Annotated in this window: 14 protein-coding genes, 2 tRNA genes and 4 rRNA genes; 14 read left to right on the top strand and 6 right to left on the bottom strand. The window is 53.2% G+C overall.

Annotated features, from left to right (window positions below; genetic code table 11):
• Positions 1-45: 45 nt before the first annotated feature.
• The 5 genes from mscL to def all read right to left on the bottom strand — a co-directional run bounded on the left by mscL (position 46) and on the right by def (position 4882).
• Entirely contained in the window at positions 46-462 is a 417-nt protein-coding gene (gene mscL / locus KGP16_RS24315) for a large-conductance mechanosensitive channel protein MscL (RefSeq protein ID WP_021808121.1), read from the bottom strand.
• A gap of 139 nt (positions 463-601) precedes the next feature.
• Entirely contained in the window at positions 602-1978 is a 1377-nt protein-coding gene (gene trkA / locus KGP16_RS24310; protein ID WP_021182211.1) for a Trk system potassium transporter TrkA, read from the bottom strand.
• Between the two features lie 70 nt (positions 1979-2048).
• Entirely contained in the window at positions 2049-3338 is a 1290-nt protein-coding gene (gene rsmB / locus KGP16_RS24305) for a 16S rRNA (cytosine(967)-C(5))-methyltransferase RsmB (RefSeq protein ID WP_094983206.1), read from the bottom strand.
• A gap of 72 nt (positions 3339-3410) precedes the next feature.
• The gene (fmt, locus tag KGP16_RS24300; RefSeq protein WP_071683074.1) at positions 3411-4355 is read right to left on the bottom strand and encodes a methionyl-tRNA formyltransferase; all 945 of its coding nucleotides are present in this window, start codon (positions 4353-4355) and stop codon (positions 3411-3413) included.
• A gap of 17 nt (positions 4356-4372) precedes the next feature.
• A complete protein-coding gene (gene def, locus KGP16_RS24295) occupies positions 4373-4882 on the bottom strand; it encodes a peptide deformylase (RefSeq protein WP_021182208.1) in 510 nt (169 codons plus the stop codon).
• 132 nt (positions 4883-5014) lie between these two features.
• Between def and dprA the strand changes: the two genes are divergently transcribed.
• The 5 genes from dprA to aroE are packed head-to-tail and all read left to right on the top strand — an operon-like array spanning position 5015 to position 8559.
• Positions 5015-6136 (top strand): DNA-protecting protein DprA, encoded by a 1122-nt coding sequence (gene dprA / locus KGP16_RS24290; RefSeq protein WP_059199488.1) that lies wholly within the window; start codon positions 5015-5017, stop codon positions 6134-6136.
• Positions 6108-6581: a DUF494 family protein gene (locus tag KGP16_RS24285; RefSeq protein ID WP_021182206.1), complete on the top strand. Its 474-nt coding sequence runs from the start codon at positions 6108-6110 to the stop codon at positions 6579-6581. Before dprA ends, KGP16_RS24285 begins: the two co-directional genes overlap by 29 nt.
• 25 nt (positions 6582-6606) lie before the next feature.
• Positions 6607-7152 carry a type I DNA topoisomerase gene (locus tag KGP16_RS24280; RefSeq protein ID WP_021182205.1) on the top strand — a complete coding sequence of 182 codons (546 nt, stop codon included), beginning with the start codon at positions 6607-6609 and terminating at the stop codon, positions 7150-7152.
• Between the two features lie 7 nt (positions 7153-7159).
• Positions 7160-7729: an L-threonylcarbamoyladenylate synthase type 1 TsaC gene (tsaC, locus tag KGP16_RS24275; RefSeq protein WP_021808117.1), complete on the top strand. Its 570-nt coding sequence runs from the start codon at positions 7160-7162 to the stop codon at positions 7727-7729.
• An 11-nt stretch (positions 7730-7740) separates the two neighbouring features.
• Complete coding sequence (gene aroE / locus KGP16_RS24270) at positions 7741-8559, top strand: shikimate dehydrogenase (RefSeq protein WP_179249392.1); 819 nt, start codon at positions 7741-7743, stop codon at positions 8557-8559.
• Between the two features lie 33 nt (positions 8560-8592).
• Here the strand turns inward: aroE and KGP16_RS24265 are convergent, their stop codons facing one another.
• Complete coding sequence (locus tag KGP16_RS24265) at positions 8593-9135, bottom strand: gamma carbonic anhydrase family protein (RefSeq protein ID WP_021808115.1); 543 nt, start codon at positions 9133-9135, stop codon at positions 8593-8595.
• Positions 9136-9651: 516 nt separating this feature from the next.
• Between KGP16_RS24265 and KGP16_RS24260 the strand changes: the two genes are divergently transcribed.
• The 9 genes from KGP16_RS24260 to aceA all read left to right on the top strand — a co-directional run bounded on the left by KGP16_RS24260 (position 9652) and on the right by aceA (position 19554).
• Positions 9652-11192: ribosomal RNA gene (locus tag KGP16_RS24260) — 16S ribosomal RNA — on the top strand.
• 205 nt (positions 11193-11397) lie between these two features.
• A tRNA-Glu gene (locus KGP16_RS24255) sits at positions 11398-11473 on the top strand.
• A 243-nt stretch (positions 11474-11716) separates the two neighbouring features.
• Positions 11717-14624, top strand: a 23S ribosomal RNA gene (locus KGP16_RS24250).
• Between the two features lie 104 nt (positions 14625-14728).
• Positions 14729-14844, top strand: a 5S ribosomal RNA gene (gene rrf, locus KGP16_RS24245).
• A 13-nt stretch (positions 14845-14857) separates the two neighbouring features.
• Positions 14858-14933, top strand: a tRNA-Thr gene (locus KGP16_RS24240).
• 52 nt (positions 14934-14985) lie between these two features.
• Positions 14986-15101: ribosomal RNA gene (gene rrf, locus KGP16_RS24235) — 5S ribosomal RNA — on the top strand.
• Together the 16S, 23S and 5S rRNA genes with 2 tRNA genes alongside form the textbook arrangement of a ribosomal RNA operon.
• A gap of 195 nt (positions 15102-15296) precedes the next feature.
• Positions 15297-16226, top strand: coding sequence for a homoserine O-succinyltransferase (gene metA / locus KGP16_RS24230; protein WP_059199050.1), 930 nt, complete (start codon positions 15297-15299; stop codon positions 16224-16226).
• A 375-nt stretch (positions 16227-16601) separates the two neighbouring features.
• The gene (gene aceB / locus KGP16_RS24225; RefSeq protein WP_094982862.1) at positions 16602-18200 is read left to right on the top strand and encodes a malate synthase A; all 1599 of its coding nucleotides are present in this window, start codon (positions 16602-16604) and stop codon (positions 18198-18200) included.
• A gap of 46 nt (positions 18201-18246) precedes the next feature.
• Entirely contained in the window at positions 18247-19554 is a 1308-nt protein-coding gene (gene aceA, locus KGP16_RS24220; protein ID WP_021180852.1) for an isocitrate lyase, read from the top strand.
• Positions 19555-19582 lie beyond the last annotated feature (28 nt).

Genomic DNA, 19582 nt, shown 5'->3' with positions numbered 1-19582 from the left:
AAAAAGCCATCTCGTAAGATGGCTTTTAGCGTTATAAGCGGTGAATTACAGCTTCGGCTGCTGTTGCTGACTCAGCAGATCGCGGATTTCTGTCAGCAGCTTCTCTTCTGCGGTTGGCGCAGGCGGTGCGGCTGGCTCTTCAACTTCTTTACGGCGCATTTTGTTCATCAATTTGATGGCCATAAAGATCGCAAAGGCGACGATCACGAAATCAAAGATATTCTGCAGGAAGGAGCCATAGTTCATCACTACCGCTGGGACATTGTCTTTGGCTTCACGCAGTACCAGATGGAACTGTTTGAAATCAACGCCACCGATCAACAGCCCCAAAGGTGGCATGATGATGTCGGCAACCAGAGAAGACACGATTTTACCGAATGCCGCGCCAATGATCACACCTACTGCCAGATCGACCACGTTGCCACGCATGGCAAATTCGCGGAACTCTTTTAACATACCCATCAGAACACCCCTCAAAAAATTAGTAACGCAATTTTAACAAAGCAATTCCCCTTTGACACAATCAGTATAGGAAAATTTTTTGTTTTTCCTAATCCTCGACTTGGGATGTGTCAAAAAATCATTCGCATGATTTAAGTATCTATAAGAAGAACGGGCTTGGTTGGAACAGGCGTTCAACGTCTGGCACAAATTTCTTATCGGTAATAAACATGATCACGTGGTCGCCTTGCTGGATCCTGCTGTTGCCGTTGGCAATGATCACATCATCGCCGCGCACGATCGCGCCAATGGTGGTACCTGGCGGCAGCTTAATCTCTTCGACCATACGGCCTACCACCTTGGAGGTGCTTTCATCGCCATGGGCAATCGCTTCAATGGCTTCGGCAACGCCGCGGCGCAATGAGGAGACGCTGACAATATCGGCTTTACGTACGTGCCCCAGCAGCGCGGAGATGGTGGCCTGCTGTGGCGAAATTGCGATATCAATCACGCTGCCCTGGACCAGATCGACATAGGCACGGCGCTGGATCAATACCATCACCTTTTTGGCCCCCATGCGCTTGGCCAGCATGGCAGACATGATATTGGCTTCGTCATCGTTGGTGATGGCAATAAATACGTCCACCTGCTCGACATGCTCTTCGGCCAGCAGTTCCTGATCGGAGGCATCACCGTAAAATACGATGGTATCGTGCAGTTGCTCTGCCAGTTCGGCGGCACGTTGCTGGTTTTTCTCAATCAGCTTCACGTTGTACGATTTTTCCAACCGATGCGCCAGTCCGGCACCTACGTTACCACCGCCGACGATCATGATGCGTTTGTAGGGCTTTTCGAGCCGTTGTAGTTCACTCATTACCGCGCGGATATGCTGTGATGCGGCAACGAAGAACACCTCATCGCCGGCTTCGATTATGGTCGAGCCTTGCGGGCGTATCGGGCGGTCATGGCGGAAAATAGCCGCCACGCGAGTATCGATATGTGGCATATGCTCGCGCATAGCAGACAGCGCATTCCCCACCAGTGGGCCGCCATAATAGGCCTTCACTGCGGCGATGCTGACTTTGCCATCGGCAAAGTTCACCACCTGCAAAGCGCCAGGGTATTCGATCAGCTTGTAGATGTAATCGATAACCAACTGCTCGGGTGAGATCAGGTGGTCGATGGGCACCGCTTCTGGATGGAATAGCTTCTCGGACTCACGGATATAATCTGGCGCCCGGATCCGTGCAATACGGTTCGGGGTATTAAACAGCGTATAAGCGATCTGACAGGCGACCATATTGGTTTCGTCAGAGTTGGTGACGGCAACCAGCATATCGGCATCTTCGGCACCGGCTTCGCGTAATACGCGCGGATGGGAACCGTGCCCCTGGACGACGCGCAGGTCAAACTTGTCCTGCAACTGGCGTAGGCGCCCGGTATCGGTATCGACCACGGTGATATCGTTATTTTCACCCACCAGGTTTTCAGCCAGTGTTCCGCCTACTTGTCCTGCGCCAAGAATAATTATTTTCATCGATTTCTCTGCTCGATCTGCGACGGCCGTAGCCGATAGTTGAGAACGCCCGCGGGCGCTCCCTGAACAGTTATATTTTAATCAGCTTAGCGTAAAAGAAACCATCGCCATCCTCAGGATGAGGAAGATTCTGTTTACCTGGTGATTGTACATCGCCGGTTTCAACCAGCTTGGCATCGCCGTGACGTTGCAGGAACGCGGCTATCTGCTCGCTATTTTCCTGCGGCAGAATAGAGCAGGTGGCATAGACCATCACGCCGCCGGGTTTCAGGCGTGGCCAGATGGCTTCCAAAATCTCACTCTGTAAGGCGGCCAGCTCGGCGATATCGCTGTCACGACGCAGCCATTTGATATCCGGGTGGCGGCGAATAACGCCGGTGGCGGAGCAAGGGGCATCCAACAGGATACGATCGAACTGTTGGTCACCGCACCATTCCTGCGGGGTGCGGCCATCACCCTGGCGAACTTCTGCATGCTGGCGCAGGCGCTGCAGGTTTTCTTTCACCCGGCTTAAACGCTGTTCGTCAATATCCACGGCGAGCACGTGAGCTTTAGGAGCGGCTTCCAGAATATGGGTCGTTTTGCCGCCGGGGGCTGCGCAAAGATCGAGGATCTGTTCGCCGTTTTGCGGATCCAGCAGATCAACGCAACCTTGAGCGGAGGCGTCTTGTACCGTTACCCAGCCCTCGGAGAAGCCGGGCAAGTCCGTTACTGGGCACGGGGCCAACAAGCGCACTGCGTCGCGATACTCCGCATGAGGCTCGGCAGCAATGCCGGCCTGCTGCATAAGCTGCAGATAATCTTCACGGGTATGGTGCAGACGATTAACGCGCAGCCACATTGGCGGCTTCTGATTATTGGCATCAACGATCTGTTCCCACTGTGCCGGATAAGCCAGTTTGATGCGTTTAAGCAACCAGCTAGGGTGCAGATAGCGGCTTTCGTTATTGGCTGCACGTGCCAGCAGTTCTTCTTGCTGGCGTTGGAACTGGCGCAGTACACCGTTAATCAATCCTTTCAGCTGTGGGCGCTTCAAGGCGACCGCGCCTTCAACCGTTTCGGCTAACACTGCGTGCGGTGGAATACGGGTATACAGCAACTGATACAGGCCAACCATCAGCAAATAGTGCAGTGGGCGCTGTTTACCGGTCATAGGCTTTGCCATTAACTGCTGGATGCACCATTCGAGCTGCGGCAGCACCCGCAGCGTACCAAAGCAGAGCTCCTGCAATAGCCCACGGTCTTTATCAGAAATGTTTTTTTGTAATGCGGGCAAAATGGTGCTGAGCGACTGCCCTTGATCCAGTACCTGGCCGATGGCCTTGGCAGCAATGCTTCGGAGATTGTAATTGTTTTTCATAGGCTAAGGCGGATTACGATCGGCATTAAGAAACGAACAGCCCGGCAACAATGGCCGGGCAATGGGAGTGGCTTATAACCGGTTGCCCGGCGTGAACCATTCGCGGCGAGAATTCAGTAAATCTTGTGCCGACATCGGTTTTTTACCGGCAGGCTGGAGCTGCGTGAGGTTGAGAATACCTTGCGCGGTAGCCACCTGAATGCCGTGCTTGTCGGCGTGCACGATAGTACCCGGTTCTGCGTTGGCGGTTTCCGCCAGCACGGTTGCCTGCCAGACTTTCACCGGTTGATCGTCGATGGTGAAATAGCTGATTGGCCAAGGGTTGAAAGCACGAATACAGCGTTCCAACTGTTCGGCAGAAAGGCTCCAATCCAGGCGTGCCTCTTCCTTGCTCAGCTTTTCTGCGTAGGTCACCAGCGCTTCGTCTTGAACTTCTCGCTGCACCGTACCCGCCGCCAATTGCTGCAAGGTAATCAACAGCCCTTGTGGCCCCAGTTCTGCCAGCTTGTTGTACAGGCTGGCACTGGTATCCGTGGCTTCGATCGAGCAAGCGATCTTGTGCATCATGTCGCCGGTATCGAGACCCACGTCCATTTGCATGATGGTTACGCCAGTTTCGCTATCGCCAGCCCACAAAGCGCGTTGGATCGGTGCCGCACCGCGCCAGCGTGGCAGCAGAGAACCATGAACGTTGATACAGCCCAGGCGAGGCATATCCAGCACGGCTTTCGGCAGGATCAGGCCATAGGCTACCACCACCATCACGTCCGCATTCAGGTCGGCAACCAGATGCTGATTCTCTTGCGGGCGCAGTGACTTAGGCTGGAAAACGGGGATTTGATGCTGTTCGGCCAGCACCTTGACCGGGCTTGGCGTCAGTTTGTTACCGCGGCCTGCGGGGCGATCGGGCTGGGTGAAGACGCCGACCACCTGGTGCCCAGATGACAACAGCGCGTCTAGGTGACGCGCTGCAAAGTCTGGAGTTCCGGCAAAAATAATCCGTAAAGAGTCAGACACGTTGATTTCCTGATCGGTTAGGCGCGAGCTTCAAGCTTGGCCATTTTTTCCAGTTTCTGACGGATACGTTGGCGTTTCAACGGCGACAGGTAATCGACAAACAGTTTGCCAACCAGATGATCCATTTCGTGCTGGATACAGATTGCCAGCAGGTCATCGGCCTCAAGCTCAAAAGGTTGTCCTTCACGATTGAGGGCGCGGATCTTCACTTTCTCTGCGCGTGGCACCAAGGCGCGTTGCTCAGGGATGGAAAGACAGCCTTCTTCGATACCGGTTTCACCGCTTTTTTCCAGCAGTTCCGGGTTGATCAACACCAGGCGTTGATCGCGGTTTTCAGAAACGTCGATGACGATAATGCGCTGATGAATATCGACCTGTGTCGCAGCCAGGCCAATGCCTTCCTCTGCGTACATGGTTTCAAACATATCATCCACGATGCGCTGGATATCTGCATTGACTTCTTTTACCGGGGCCGCAATTTTGCGTAGCCGCTCGTCTGGGAAATGTAATACCTGCAAGACTGACATATATCTTAAGATCTGTATCCGAGTGATGAACAGTGATTAGCTTCTATTCTAGACATTTCTTGGCCTGATTGACAGCATCCCAGACCAATTGCACGAATTGGTAATCCCCTAATTGCAGCGAGGGAATGCTCCATGCGGCCAGAAGAAATCGCTCTACGTATGCATGCGGTGACAAAGATCGACGCCCCGCAGGCCAGCCAGATTATCGATCGCCTGATTGCCGAAGGCGGCGATCCTTATCGGTTGCTTAAGCCCCTGGGGCTGAATGACCAGCAGCAAAGGCAGTTTCGGCGGGGGCATGGGCAATATCTCAAGGCAACGCTCAACTGGCTGGAGCAGCCGGGCAATCAGATGGTGCGATACGGTGAGCCAGCGTATCCCGAACTCTTGGCGCATATCGATGACGCGCCGTTATTACTGATGGTGCAGGGAGATATAGAGGTTTTGCAACAGCCGCAAATCGCTATGGTGGGTAGCCGTCAGTTCAGCCACTATGGCGAGCAGTGGGGCAGTTACTTTGCCAGCGGGTTGGTGCATTGCGGTTTCGCCATCACCAGCGGCTTGGCGATTGGCATTGACGGGATCTGTCACCGTGCCACTTTGGAGGCTGAAGGGGTCACCATTGCGGTATTGGGTAGCGGTCTGGCAAATATCTACCCACGCCGCCATCGCCGGCTGGCGGAGCAAATCATTGAGCAGGGTGGCGCGGTGATTTCCGAGCATCTGGCTACCGATTTGCCGCTGGCGGCTCATTTCCCGCGTCGTAACCGTATTATTAGTGGATTAAGCGCGGGTGTGGTGGTCATAGAGGCTTCATTGCGTAGCGGGTCGCTGATCACCGCGCGCTATGCGTTAGAACAGGGGCGCGAAGTGTTTGCCCTGCCGGGAGCATTGGGTAACCCGATGAGCGAGGGAACTCATTGGCTGATCCAGCAGGGGGCCAGCCTGGTCACCGGCCCAAAAGATATCGCAGAACAGCTGGGAAGTGGTCTGCAATGGCTGTCCGTGAGCGAAAATACAACTATTTCTGCATCAGAGGCCGAAGTTGAATTGCCATTTGCCGATGTGTTGGCTAACGTAGGAGATGAGGTGACACCTGTTGACGTCGTCGCTGAACGTGCCGGCCAACCTGTGCCAGAGGTAGTAATCAAATTACTCGATCTGGAGTTAGCAGGTTGGATCGCAGCTGTACCCGGCGGCTATGTCCGAATAAGGAGGGCATGCCATGTTCGACGTACTCATGTATTTGTTTGAGACCTATATCCACAATGAGCCAGAGATGCACGTTGATCAGGATACCTTGACCGACGATCTTACCGAAGCAGGATTTGATCGTGATGATATCTTCAACGCGTTGAATTGGCTCGAAAAGCTTGCAGACCTCCAGGAAGGCGAGAATGCCCCTTATTTTATGGATGCCGATCCGCTGGCTATGCGGATCTACACCGAAGAAGAGAGCGTGCGTTTAGATGCCGGTTGCCGTGGTTTTCTCCTGTTCCTAGAACAGATCCAGGTATTGAACCTCGAAACCCGTGAAATGGTTATCGATCGTGTTATGGCTTTGGATAATACGGAATTTGATCTCGAAGATCTGAAATGGGTAGTGCTGATGGTGTTGTTCAATATCCCCGGATATGAGAGCGCCTATCAGCAGATGGAAGAACTGTTATTTGAAGTAAACGAAGGTTACCTGCACTGAGTAGGTAACAGGCATAGAAGACGTTATGACAAAACCAGCGATTTTTGCCGCGAGGCAAAATGAACCCTGTCCGGAATGCGGGGCCGAGTTGGTGATCCGCAGTGGTCGCCACGGCCCCTTCCTCGGCTGTTCTCAATATCCGCAGTGCGAGTATATCCGGCCTTTGAAAGCGCAGGCGGATGGCCATATCGTCAAAGTGCTGGAGGGCCAGCAATGCCCGAAATGCCAGGCAACGCTGGTGTTGCGCCAGGGACGTTATGGCATGTTTATCGGTTGCAGCCATTATCCCGACTGCGATCATACTGAAGTGATCGACAAACCGGATGAAACCAGCATCGCCTGCCCTCAGTGTGGCCAAGGCCAACTGCTGCAGCGCAAATCTCGCTATGGCAAGGTGTTCCATTCCTGCGATCGCTATCCGGAATGTCAGTTTGTACTCAATTTTAAACCCGTCGCCGGTGAGTGTGCTTACTGCCACTATCCATTACTGATGGAAAAGCGCACGGCAAAAGGCCCAACGCTTTGCTGCGCCAGTAAACTGTGCGGAAAACCCGTCGCTATCTCAGAATAATCAAGCTATGAACCCAGAACAAACTTCCGCATTCGCGCCTATTATTGCCGCGCTGGAAAACCAGCAAGTAATCGCTTATCCAACAGAAGCGGTATTCGGTCTGGGGTGTGACCCAGATAGCGAACAGGCCGTCAGACAGCTGTTGGCCTTGAAACAACGTCCGTGGGAAAAAGGCTTGATCCTGATCGCTGCCGATTATGCTCAGCTAGCGCCGTATATTGATGATGGCGCATTGAACGAGCAGCAGCGTGCCACGATCTTTGCCAGTTGGCCTGGCCCGGTAACCTGGGTGATCCCGGCAAAACCGCAAACGCCAGCCCTGCTGACAGGCCGCTTTAGTTCGTTGGCCGTGCGCGTTAGCGATCATCCTTTGGTGCAACAGCTGTGCCGCCAGTTCGGTAAGCCGCTGGTGTCAACCAGTGCCAACTTAAGCGGTGAGGAGCCGTGCCGCACCGTAGCCGAAGTGATACAGCAGTTTGGTGACGCTTTCCCGGTGCTGGCAGGTAACGTGGGTGGCCGGTTAAACCCTTCTGAAATCAGAGATGCTTTGACCGGTGAGCAGATCCGTCAGGGCTAGAGGCTAGATCTATGGAGAAGTTCGCGGTATTCGGTAACCCGATTGCTCATAGCAAGTCCCCACGCATCCACGCGCTGTTTGCGCAGCAAACCGGGATCGAACACCCCTACGGCACGGTACTGGCTCCGTTGGACGGATTTGTACCTACCTTGCAACGGTTTATTGCTGCTGGTGGTCAAGGGGCCAACGTCACCGTCCCTTTTAAAGAATGTGCCTATGAGGCAGCAAGCGAACTTAGCGAAAGGGCGGCAATGGCCGGTGCGGTGAATACGCTAAAGGTATTGCCCGATGGAAAGCTGCTGGGGGATAACACCGACGGTATCGGTTTGCTGTCTGATCTTGAACGCCAACGGTTGATTCTGCCAAGTGACCGCGTGTTGCTGGTTGGAGCCGGTGGTGCTGCGCGCGGCGTGATCCTGCCATTGCTCTCTTTTGGTTGTGAAGTGGTGTTGACCAACCGCACCTTCAGCCGTGCCGAGGAGTTGGCAGCGGCGTTCCGGCATCTGGGGGAGATCGCTGCCTTGCCGCTGGATCGGCTGGATCAACAGCATTTTGATTTAGTGATCAACGCGACTGCTTCAGGATTCAAGGGGGAGATCCCGGCACTGCCTGACAGTATTATCCACAGCACGACCCGGTGCTATGACATGTTCTACCAACAGGGCAGCACCCCATTCCTGGCCTGGGCTCAGCAGTTGGGGGCGCAACATTATGCGGACGGTTTAGGCATGCTGGTGGGGCAGGCTGCCCATGCTTTCTTTTTATGGCATGGCGTGATGCCGGAGATCGAACCGGTATTGCAGCAATTACGTCAGGAAATGGCGGTGTGAGGGGGCCCCGCTCTGGCAAGCAGGGCGGGGCAGTTAGATATCTTCACTGAGATATTCGTCTTTCCAACGTACATAGTTATTGGCCGAATAGCGTAGCCCTTCCAGTTCCGCCGGGGTCAAGGCTCTAACCCGGCGTGCAGGGCTGCCTACATATAAGTAGCCACTCTCCAGATGCTTGCCGGGTGCGACCAGGCTACCTGCACCAATCATCACATCATCTTCTATTACGGCACCGTCGAGCAGAATGGAGCCCATCCCCACCAAAACGCGATTACCGATGGTACAACCATGCAGCATGGCTTTATGCCCAACGGTGACATCCTCGCCGATCAGTAAAGGGTAACCCGCCGGATTATAATCGGATTGATGGGTGACATGCAGAATGCTGCCATCCTGGATATTACTGCGTGCGCCGATCTTTACCGCGTTGACATCACCGCGGATGGCAACCAAGGGCCAAACGCTGACGTCATCAGCCAGATCAACGTTGCCGATCACTACGCTGGAAGGATCGATCATGACGCGTTGGCCAATTTGAGGGGAGTAATGCAGATAAGGACGCACTGAATTGGACATGGGATTGCCTCGTATAAGGATCTTATTACCGGCAATACTAGACTTTGACGATGGAATTACAACCAGTTAACACGGGGGATCGTCGGTAAAACGACCTTGATCGGGCAAGATCCGTGCGAAAGGGCGGAAAAGTGCGCAGTCGGTAAGAAAAGATCTAAAAAGGGGTTGTGGAAAAAAATGGGATCCCTATAATGCGCCTCCATCGACACGGAACATGTGAACAACTTCACAGAGTCTCCAGGGGTCGCAGAGAAAAAACCTGAAATTAAGGTTGACTCTGAAAGAGGAAAGCGTAGTATACGCCTCCTCGAGTTAGCAAGCGAAAGCGCGTAACTCACTGCTCTTTAACAATTTATCAGACAATCTGTGTGGGCACTCACAAGACGATATCCAGCTACTTCGGTAGCAAAAAAATATCAAGTCTTGAAGAGTGACCAAGCAGTCATTCATGCGAATGAATGATTACGAAAGTTAATTTTCGAGCATCGCTTCACGAGTTGAAGCAAATCAAGCTTTTAATTGAAGAGTTTGATCATGGCTCAGATTGAACGCTGGCGGCAGGCCTAACACATGCAAGTCGAGCGGTAGCACAGGGAGCTTGCTCCTGGGTGACGAGCGGCGGACGGGTGAGTAATGTCTGGGAAACTGCCCGATGGAGGGGGATAACTACTGGAAACGGTAGCTAATACCGCATAACGTCTTCGGACCAAAGTGGGGGACCTTCGGGCCTCACACCATCGGATGTGCCCAGATGGGATTAGCTAGTAGGTGAGGTAATGGCTCACCTAGGCGACGATCCCTAGCTGGTCTGAGAGGATGACCAGCCACACTGGAACTGAGACACGGTCCAGACTCCTACGGGAGGCAGCAGTGGGGAATATTGCACAATGGGCGCAAGCCTGATGCAGCCATGCCGCGTGTGTGAAGAAGGCCTTCGGGTTGTAAAGCACTTTCAGCGAGGAGGAAGGGTTCAGTGTTAATAGCACTGTTCATTGACGTTACTCGCAGAAGAAGCACCGGCTAACTCCGTGCCAGCAGCCGCGGTAATACGGAGGGTGCAAGCGTTAATCGGAATTACTGGGCGTAAAGCGCACGCAGGCGGTTTGTTAAGTCAGATGTGAAATCCCCGAGCTTAACTTGGGAACTGCATTTGAAACTGGCAAGCTAGAGTCTTGTAGAGGGGGGTAGAATTCCAGGTGTAGCGGTGAAATGCGTAGAGATCTGGAGGAATACCGGTGGCGAAGGCGGCCCCCTGGACAAAGACTGACGCTCAGGTGCGAAAGCGTGGGGAGCAAACAGGATTAGATACCCTGGTAGTCCACGCTGTAAACGATGTCGACTTGGAGGTTGTGCCCTTGAGGCGTGGCTTCCGGAGCTAACGCGTTAAGTCGACCGCCTGGGGAGTACGGCCGCAAGGTTAAAACTCAAATGAATTGACGGGGGCCCGCACAAGCGGTGGAGCATGTGGTTTAATTCGATGCAACGCGAAGAACCTTACCTACTCTTGACATCCACAGAACTTTCCAGAGATGGATTGGTGCCTTCGGGAACTGTGAGACAGGTGCTGCATGGCTGTCGTCAGCTCGTGTTGTGAAATGTTGGGTTAAGTCCCGCAACGAGCGCAACCCTTATCCTTTGTTGCCAGCGCGTCATGGCGGGAACTCAAAGGAGACTGCCGGTGATAAACCGGAGGAAGGTGGGGATGACGTCAAGTCATCATGGCCCTTACGAGTAGGGCTACACACGTGCTACAATGGCATATACAAAGAGAAGCGAACTCGCGAGAGCAAGCGGACCTCATAAAGTATGTCGTAGTCCGGATCGGAGTCTGCAACTCGACTCCGTGAAGTCGGAATCGCTAGTAATCGTAGATCAGAATGCTACGGTGAATACGTTCCCGGGCCTTGTACACACCGCCCGTCACACCATGGGAGTGGGTTGCAAAAGAAGTAGGTAGCTTAACCTTCGGGAGGGCGCTTACCACTTTGTGATTCATGACTGGGGTGAAGTCGTAACAAGGTAACCGTAGGGGAACCTGCGGTTGGATCACCTCCTTACCTAAAGATATGCAGTTGAGTGCAGTGTCCACACAGATTGTCTGATGAAAAGTAATGAGCAAACAAAACCTTGTGGTATAGGTAAGTGCCGGGAAGTTTGTGACTGTCTAGTGCAGTGACAAATAACAATGGCGCTCGATTTTTCACGAAAAATCTCACCTTTACCCGAAATTATCGAATCAGTGATTCGATAAGCAAATTTCGGGTCCCCATCGTCTAGAGGCCTAGGACACTGCCCTTTCACGGCTGTAACAGGGGTTCGAATCCCCTTGGGGACGCCATACGATAATGAGTGAAAGACATTATCACCGGTCATTCGTGACTGATTATCTTAAAGATGACTCTTGCGAGTCGTGTTTAAGATATTGCTCTTTAACAATCTGGAACAAGCTGAAAATTGAAACATGACAGCTGAAACTTATCCCTCCGTAGATGTACTGGGGTAAGGATTAACCTGTCATAGAGTCTCTCAAATAAACAGCACGACAGTGTTCTCTGTTTACAGAAACACCTTCGGGTTGTGAGGTTAAGTGACTAAGCGTACACGGTGGATGCCTAGGCAGTCAGAGGCGATGAAGGGCGTGCTAATCTGCGAAAAGTGTCGGTAAGGTGATATGAACCGTTATAACCGGCAATACCCGAATGGGGAAACCCAGTGTGTTTCGACACACTATCGTATGGTGAATACATAGCCATACGAGGCGAACCGGGGGAACTGAAACATCTAAGTACCCCGAGGAAAAGAAATCAACCGAGATTCCCCTAGTAGCGGCGAGCGAACGGGGAACAGCCCAGAACCTGAATCAGTTCTTGTGTTAGTGGAAGCGTCTGGAAAGTCGCGCAGCAAAGGGTGATAGCCCCGTACACTAAAATGCATTAACTGTGAGTTCGATGAGTAGGGCGGGACACGTGACATCCTGTCTGAATATGGGGGGACCATCCTCCAAGGCTAAATACTCCTGACTGACCGATAGTGAACCAGTACCGTGAGGGAAAGGCGAAAAGAACCCCGGCGAGGGGAGTGAAATAGAACCTGAAACCGTGTACGTACAAGCAGTGGGAGCACCTTCGTGGTGTGACTGCGTACCTTTTGTATAATGGGTCAGCGACTTATATTTTGTAGCAAGGTTAACCGTATAGGGGAGCCGTAGGGAAACCGAGTCTTAACTGGGCGAATAGTTGCAAGGTATAGACCCGAAACCCGGTGATCTAGCCATGGGCAGGTTGAAGGTTGGGTAACACTAACTGGAGGACCGAACCGACTAATGTTGAAAAATTAGCGGATGACTTGTGGCTGGGGGTGAAAGGCCAATCAAACCGGGAGATAGCTGGTTCTCCCCGAAAGCTATTTAGGTAGCGCCTCGTGAACTCATCTTCGGGGGTAGAGCACTGTTTCGGCTAGGGGGCCATCCCGGCTTACCAAACCGATGCAAACTCCGAATACCGAAGAATGTTATCACGGGAGACACACGGCGGGTGCTAACGTCCGTCGTGAAGAGGGAAACAACCCAGACCGCCAGCTAAGGTCCCAAAGTCATGGTTAAGTGGGAAACGATGTGGGAAGGCATAGACAGCCAGGATGTTGGCTTAGAAGCAGCCATCATTTAAAGAAAGCGTAATAGCTCACTGGTCGAGTCGGCCTGCGCGGAAGATGTAACGGGGCTAAACCATGCACCGAAGCTGCGGCAGCGACGCTCAGGCGTTGTTGGGTAGGGGAGCGTTCTGTAAGCCGTTGAAGGTGAACTGTGAGGTTTGCTGGAGGTATCAGAAGTGCGAATGCTGACATAAGTAACGATAAAGCGGGTGAAAAACCCGCTCGCCGGAAGACCAAGGGTTCCTGTCCAACGTTAATCGGGGCAGGGTGAGTCGACCCCTAAGGCGAGGCCGAAAGGCGTAGTCGATGGGAAACAGGTTAATATTCCTGTACTCGGTGTTACTGCGAAGGGGGGACGGAGAAGGCTAGGCTAGCCGGGCGACGGTTGTCCCGGTTTAAGCGTGTAGGGGGGTGTTCCTGGTAAATCCGGAACGCTACCAACCCTGAGGCGTGATGACGATGCACTACGGTGCAGAAGTAGTTGATGCCCTGCTTCCAGGAAAAGCCTCTAAGCATCAGGTAACATCAAATCGTACCCCAAACCGACACAGGTGGTCAGGTAGAGAATACCAAGGCGCTTGAGAGAACTCGGGTGAAGGAACTAGGCAAAATGGTGCCGTAACTTCGGGAGAAGGCACGCTGGCGCGTAGGTGAAGAGACTTGCTCTCGGAGCTGAAGCCAGTCGCAGATACCAGCTGGCTGCAACTGTTTAATAAAAACACAGCACTGTGCAAACACGAAAGTGGACGTATACGGTGTGACGCCTGCCCGGTGCTGGAAGGTTAATTGATGGGGTCAGCCGCAAGGCGAAGCTCTTGATCGAAGCCCCAGTAAACGGCGGCCGTAACTATAACGGTCCTAAGGTAGCGAAATTCCTTGTCGGGTAAGTTCCGACCTGCACGAATGGCGTAATGATGGCCAGGCTGTCTCCACCCGAGACTCAGTGAAATTGAACTCGCTGTGAAGATGCAGTGTACCCGCGGCAAGACGGAAAGACCCCGTGAACCTTTACTATAGCTTGACACTGAACATTGAGCCTTGATGTGTAGGATAGGTGGGAGGCTTTGAAGTGTGGACGCCAGTCTGCATGGAGCCAACCTTGAAATACCACCCTTTAATGTTTGATGTTCTAACTCGGCCCCGTAATCCGGGGTGAGGACAGTGTCTGGTGGGTAGTTTGACTGGGGCGGTCTCCTCCCAAAGAGTAACGGAGGAGCACGAAGGTTAGCTAATCACGGTCGGACATCGTGAGGTTAGTGCAAAGGCATAAGCTAGCTTGACTGCGAGAGTGACGGCTCGAGCAGGTACGAAAGTAGGTCTTAGTGATCCGGTGGTTCTGAATGGAAGGGCCATCGCTCAACGGATAAAAGGTACTCCGGGGATAACAGGCTGATACCGCCCAAGAGTTCATATCGACGGCGGTGTTTGGCACCTCGATGTCGGCTCATCACATCCTGGGGCTGAAGTAGGTCCCAAGGGTATGGCTGTTCGCCATTTAAAGTGGTACGCGAGCTGGGTTTAGAACGTCGTGAGACAGTTCGGTCCCTATCTGCCGTGGGCGTTGGAAGATTGAGAGGGGTTGCTCCTAGTACGAGAGGACCGGAGTGAACGCACCACTGGTGTTCGGGTTGTCATGCCAATGGCACTGCCCGGTAGCTAAGTGCGGAAAAGATAAGCGCTGAAAGCATCTAAGCGCGAAACTTGCCTCGAGATGAGTCTTCCCTGGGCCTTTAAGGCCCCTGAAGGAACGTTTAAGACTAAGACGTTGATAGGCTGGGTGTGTAAGTGCAGCGATGCATTGAGCTAACCAGTACTAATGATCCGTGAGGCTTAACCTTACAACACCAAAGGTGTTTTAGAGTAGACGACAATTTTCAGCGAAGTTCCGAGATTGGTTTCGATGGCGACACGAGAGTGAAGCAGTTGGAATGAAACGAATTTGCCTGGCGGCAATAGCGCGGTGGTCCCACCTGACCCCATGCCGAACTCAGAAGTGAAACGCCGTAGCGCCGATGGTAGTGTGGGGTCTCCCCATGCGAGAGTAGGACACTGCCAGGCATCAAATTAGCGTGCTGATATGGCTCAGTTGGTAGAGCGCACCCTTGGTAAGGGTGAGGTCCCCAGTTCGACTCTGGGTATCAGCACCACTTTATTTAAGTGGTTTAGAAGTTCGGCAGAAAAAAGAATCAAAAGAATTTGCTTGGCGGCAATAGCGCGGTGGTCCCACCTGACCCCATGCCGAACTCAGAAGTGAAACGCCGTAGCGCCGATGGTAGTGTGGGGTCTCCCCATGCGAGAGTAGGACACTGCCAAGCATCAATTAAGCCAAGAGGCCATCCGCAAGGATGGCCTTTTTGCTTTTGTGCGGTTTGAAATTCCCCATACTGGCTGACAGCCTGGCGATGAAACATTTTCACCTTCCCGTTGAATCCTCGACATGACGCTAAAAAAGCGCTATCTTCGGGCATCTAGAAGTCTAAACGTATAAACGGATGTGTGAGGGTTAAGCAATGCCGATTCGTGTTCCTGATGAGTTACCTGCGGTCAATTTCTTGCGTAATGAGAACGTGTTTGTCATGACATCCTCACGCGCAAAAACACAGGAAATCAGGCCGTTAAAGGTACTTATCCTCAACCTGATGCCGAAAAAGATCGAAACGGAAAACCAGTTTCTGCGTTTGCTTTCCAACTCGCCATTGCAGATCGATATTCAGCTACTGCGCATCGATAGCCGTGAGTCGAAGAATACGCCCACGGAGCACCTGAATAATTTCTACTGTAACTTTGAAGATATCCAGAATGAGAACTTTGACGGGCTGATCGTCACCGGCGCTCCGCTGGGCCTGGTGGACTTCTGTGATGTTGCCTATTGGCCGCAGATCGAGCGAGTGATCGAGTGGGCCAAGGATCATGTGACTTCAACCCTGTTTGTCTGCTGGGCAGTGCAGGCCGCGCTAAACATCCTGTACGGCATTCCAAAGAAGACGCGTGAGGTGAAGCTCTCCGGAGTGTACCAGCATCGTACGCTGCACCAACATGCCTTGCTGACCCGAGGTTTTGATGAAACCTTCCTGGCTCCTCACTCCCGCTATGCTGATTTCCCAACCGAGATCCTGCGGCAGTACACCGATCTGGATATCCTGGCTGAATCAGAACTGGCTGGCGCCTATCTGTTCGCTACCAAGGATAAGCGCATGGCCTTTGTCACCGGGCATCCGGAATATGACGCCCTGACGCTAGCGGGTGAGTATTGTCGTGATAACGATGCAGGCCTCAACCCGAGCGTACCGCTAAATTATTTCCCCGATGACAACCCCGAATTGCCCCCCGCAGCTTCATGGCGAAGCCATGGTCACCTGCTGTTTTCCAACTGGTTGAACTACTACGTTTACCAGATCACGCCGTTCGATCTGCGTCATATGAATCCTACCCTCGAGTAACATTTTTCTCTGCACCGGGTGGCTGAATCGAGGCCGCCCTGGTTTACCCTGCCGTTTTTCCTGCCAAACCTGCAACGTTTCAGCATCGATAACTTATTTAAAAACAATGTATTACCGGCATTCCTTTATCGTAATGGAACCGGTTTCCTGGTTAGCTATAAATGATAAATAATCTAATCAATTGATAATAAAAGGTTAATAAAATATTTATTAAAAAAATGGAAATCGTTTTTGATTTTTAATTTTTGTTGGTTATTCTAGGATCCTGCGGGATGACATCTGACCAGTTGGCGGTCTTTTTTTCACCCGATTTCCGACAACAATGCTTCGCCTGGCCTGCAATGGCGGCGTGGAATGATGGAAAGGATCAAGACAATGACGCAACAGATGGTAGGCACAGAATTAGCGTTTACACAGGCTTTCGGCTCTGCAGAGCGGCAGATACTGACGGATGACGCGGTCGAGTTCCTGGCTGAACTGGTGGGGAAATTTACGCCGCAACGCAACAAACTGTTGGCGGCACGCGCCAGCTGGCAAGAGAAAATCGATCGTGGCGAGCTGCCTGGATTTATTTCGGAAACGGATTCCATTCGGCAGGGTGACTGGCAGATCCGCGGCGTTCCCGCTGACTTGCGCGACCGTCGGGTTGAGATTACCGGTCCGGTTGAACGCAAAATGGTGATCAATGCCCTCAATGCCAACGTCAAAGTGTTTATGGCCGACTTTGAAGACTCACTGGCACCCAGCTGGGACAAGGTTATCGACGGGCAGATCAACCTGCATGATGCGGTCAACGGCACCATCTCTTACACCAATGAAGCCGGCAAGATTTACCAGCTCAAACCCAACCCGGCGGTGTTGATTGCCCGCGTACGTGGCCTGCATTTGCCGGAAAAACACGTGCAGTGGCAGGGGGAAGCGATCCCTGGCGGGTTGTTCGATTTTGCACTCTATTTCTTCCATAACTATCGCCAACTGCTGGCAAAAGGCAGCGGCCCGTATTTCTACCTGCCGAAAACCCAGTCCTGGCAGGAGGCTGCCTGGTGGAGTGAAGTCTTTAGCTTTACCGAGGATCGCTTCGGGTTGCCGCGCGGCACCATCAAGGCCACGGTATTGATTGAAACCTTGCCTGCGGTATTCCAGATGGACGAGATCCTGTATCACCTGCGCGATCATATCGTCGGGCTGAACTGTGGCCGTTGGGACTACATCTTCAGCTATATCAAAACGCTGAAGAACCATGGCGATCGGGTGCTACCGGACCGTCAGTCCGTCACTATGACCCAGCCTTTCCTCAGTGCTTATTCTCGCTTGCTCATCAAGACCTGCCACCGCCGCGGTGCTTTTGCGATGGGGGGGATGGCGGCGTTTATCCCCAGCAAAGACGCCGAGCAAAACGCGGTGGTGTTGGGCAAGGTGCGTGCGGATAAAGAACTGGAAGCGACCAATGGCCATGACGGGACTTGGGTGGCACATCCAGGTTTGGCCGATACGGTGATGGAAGTGTTCAACCGCATCCTGGGGGAGCGGCAGAATCAACTAGAGGTGCTGCGTGAGAATGATGCACCTATCACGGCGGCGCAACTGCTGGAACCGTGTGACGGTGAGCGTACCGAAACTGGCATGCGCGCCAATATCCGCGTAGCGGTGCAATACATTGAAGCCTGGATCTCCGGCAATGGCTGCGTACCGATTTATGGCCTGATGGAAGATGCCGCTACTGCCGAGATTTCACGTACCTCAATTTGGCAGTGGATCCATCACGAGAAAAGCCTCAGCAATGGCCAACAGGTAACCAAGGCCCTGTTCCGCCAGATGCTGCAGGAAGAGATGCAGGTCGTTCGTAAAGAACTGGGTGAAGCGCGTTATCACGCAGGCCGCTTCGAAGAGGCGGCACAGCTGATGGAGCGTATCACCACGCAAGATGAATTAATCGATTTCCTGACCTTACCCGGCTACGAATTACTGGCCTGAAACCGTTCCTGACCTTTAACCCTACAGTATTGAAAAGGATAAAAATATGACGACCTCTCGTACCCAACAGATCCAACAGCTGGAACAGGAATGGAAATCAGCACGCTGGGAGGGCATCACCCGCCCTTACAGCGCCGAAGACGTGATCAACCTGCGTGGCTCGGTCAATCCGGTTTGCACGTTGGCGCAAAACGGTGCAGCGAAACTCTGGGAACTGCTGCATGGCAAATCCCGCAAAGGGTACGTGAACAGCCTTGGGGCGCTGACCGGTGGCCAGGCGCTGCAACAGGCGAAAGCCGGTGTCGAAGCGATCTATCTGTCCGGTTGGCAGGTAGCGGCTGATGCCAATACCGCTGCTGCCATGTATCCCGATCAATCACTGTATCCGGTCGACTCGGTCCCGACGGTGGTTGAGCGCATCAATAATACCTTCCGTCGGGCGGATCAGATCCAGTGGGCAAACCAGATTGAACCCGGCAGCAAAGGCTATACCGATTACTTCCTGCCGATCGTGGCGGATGCTGAAGCCGGATTTGGCGGCGTGCTGAATGCCTTTGAACTGATGAAGGCGATGATCGAAGCCGGTGCGGCCGGGGTACATTTTGAAGACCAACTGGCGGCAGTGAAGAAGTGTGGCCATATGGGCGGCAAGGTCTTGGTACCGACCCAGGAAGCTATCCAGAAGCTGGTTGCGGCGCGCTTGGCGGCTGACGTTCTCGGTGTGCCAACCCTGTTGATTGCCCGTACCGATGCCGATGCGGCGGATTTGCTGACCTCCGACTGCGATCCGTATGACAGTGCCTTTGTGTCTGGCGAACGCACCGCCGAAGGTTTCTACCGCACCCATGCTGGTATTGAGCAGGCCATCAGCCGTGGCTTGGCTTATGCCCCTTATGCCGATCTGGTGTGGTGCGAAACCTCAACGCCGGATCTTGAAGCAGCTCAACGCTTTGCCGATGCGATCCATGCCAAGTTCCCGGGCAAGCTGTTGGCCTATAACTGCTCACCGTCGTTCAACTGGAAGAAGAACCTGGACGATCAGACTATCGCCCGCTTCCAGGATGCACTGTCCGCCATGGGCTACAAATACCAGTTCATCACGCTGGCCGGTATCCACAGCATGTGGTTCAACATGTTCGATCTGGCACATGCTTATGCGCGTGGCGAAGGCATGAAGCACTATGTTGAAAAAGTGCAGCAGCCGGAATTTGCCGCAGTCGAGCGTGGCTACACCTTTGCTTCGCATCAGCAGGAGGTGGGGACCGGCTACTTCGATAAGGTAACCACCATTATTCAGGGGGGCGCTTCCTCGGTAACGGCACTGACCGGTTCCACCGAAGAACAGCAGTTCTGATCCCCAAGGGGCCTGGCATGGCGCCAGG

This window comes from Serratia sp. JSRIV006, from assembly GCF_019968685.1.
Classification (GTDB): Bacteria; Pseudomonadota; Gammaproteobacteria; order Enterobacterales; family Enterobacteriaceae; genus Chania; species Chania fonticola_B.
This window is presented reverse-complemented; position numbering and strand designations above follow the sequence as displayed.

What these genes read in the sequence shown, in the direction of transcription:
- dprA (WP_059199488.1), top strand. Translation starts at nt 5,015, where the DNA reads ATGCGGCCAGAAGAAATCGCTCTACGTATGCATGCGGTGACAAAGATC.
- tsaC (WP_021808117.1), top strand. Translation starts at nt 7,160, where the DNA reads ATGAACCCAGAACAAACTTCCGCATTCGCGCCTATTATTGCCGCGCTG.
- KGP16_RS24285 (WP_021182206.1), top strand. Translation starts at nt 6,108, where the DNA reads ATGTTCGACGTACTCATGTATTTGTTTGAGACCTATATCCACAATGAG.
- rsmB (WP_094983206.1), bottom strand. Translation starts at nt 3,338, where the DNA reads ATGAAAAACAATTACAATCTCCGAAGCATTGCTGCCAAGGCCATCGGC.
- aceB (WP_094982862.1), top strand. Translation starts at nt 16,602, where the DNA reads ATGACGCAACAGATGGTAGGCACAGAATTAGCGTTTACACAGGCTTTC.
- def (WP_021182208.1), bottom strand. Translation starts at nt 4,882, where the DNA reads ATGTCAGTCTTGCAGGTATTACATTTCCCAGACGAGCGGCTACGCAAA.
- aroE (WP_179249392.1), top strand. Translation starts at nt 7,741, where the DNA reads ATGGAGAAGTTCGCGGTATTCGGTAACCCGATTGCTCATAGCAAGTCC.
- aceA (WP_021180852.1), top strand. Translation starts at nt 18,247, where the DNA reads ATGACGACCTCTCGTACCCAACAGATCCAACAGCTGGAACAGGAATGG.
- metA (WP_059199050.1), top strand. Translation starts at nt 15,297, where the DNA reads ATGCCGATTCGTGTTCCTGATGAGTTACCTGCGGTCAATTTCTTGCGT.
- trkA (WP_021182211.1), bottom strand. Translation starts at nt 1,978, where the DNA reads ATGAAAATAATTATTCTTGGCGCAGGACAAGTAGGCGGAACACTGGCT.
- mscL (WP_021808121.1), bottom strand. Translation starts at nt 462, where the DNA reads ATGGGTATGTTAAAAGAGTTCCGCGAATTTGCCATGCGTGGCAACGTG.
- KGP16_RS24265 (WP_021808115.1), bottom strand. Translation starts at nt 9,135, where the DNA reads ATGTCCAATTCAGTGCGTCCTTATCTGCATTACTCCCCTCAAATTGGC.
- KGP16_RS24280 (WP_021182205.1), top strand. Translation starts at nt 6,607, where the DNA reads ATGACAAAACCAGCGATTTTTGCCGCGAGGCAAAATGAACCCTGTCCG.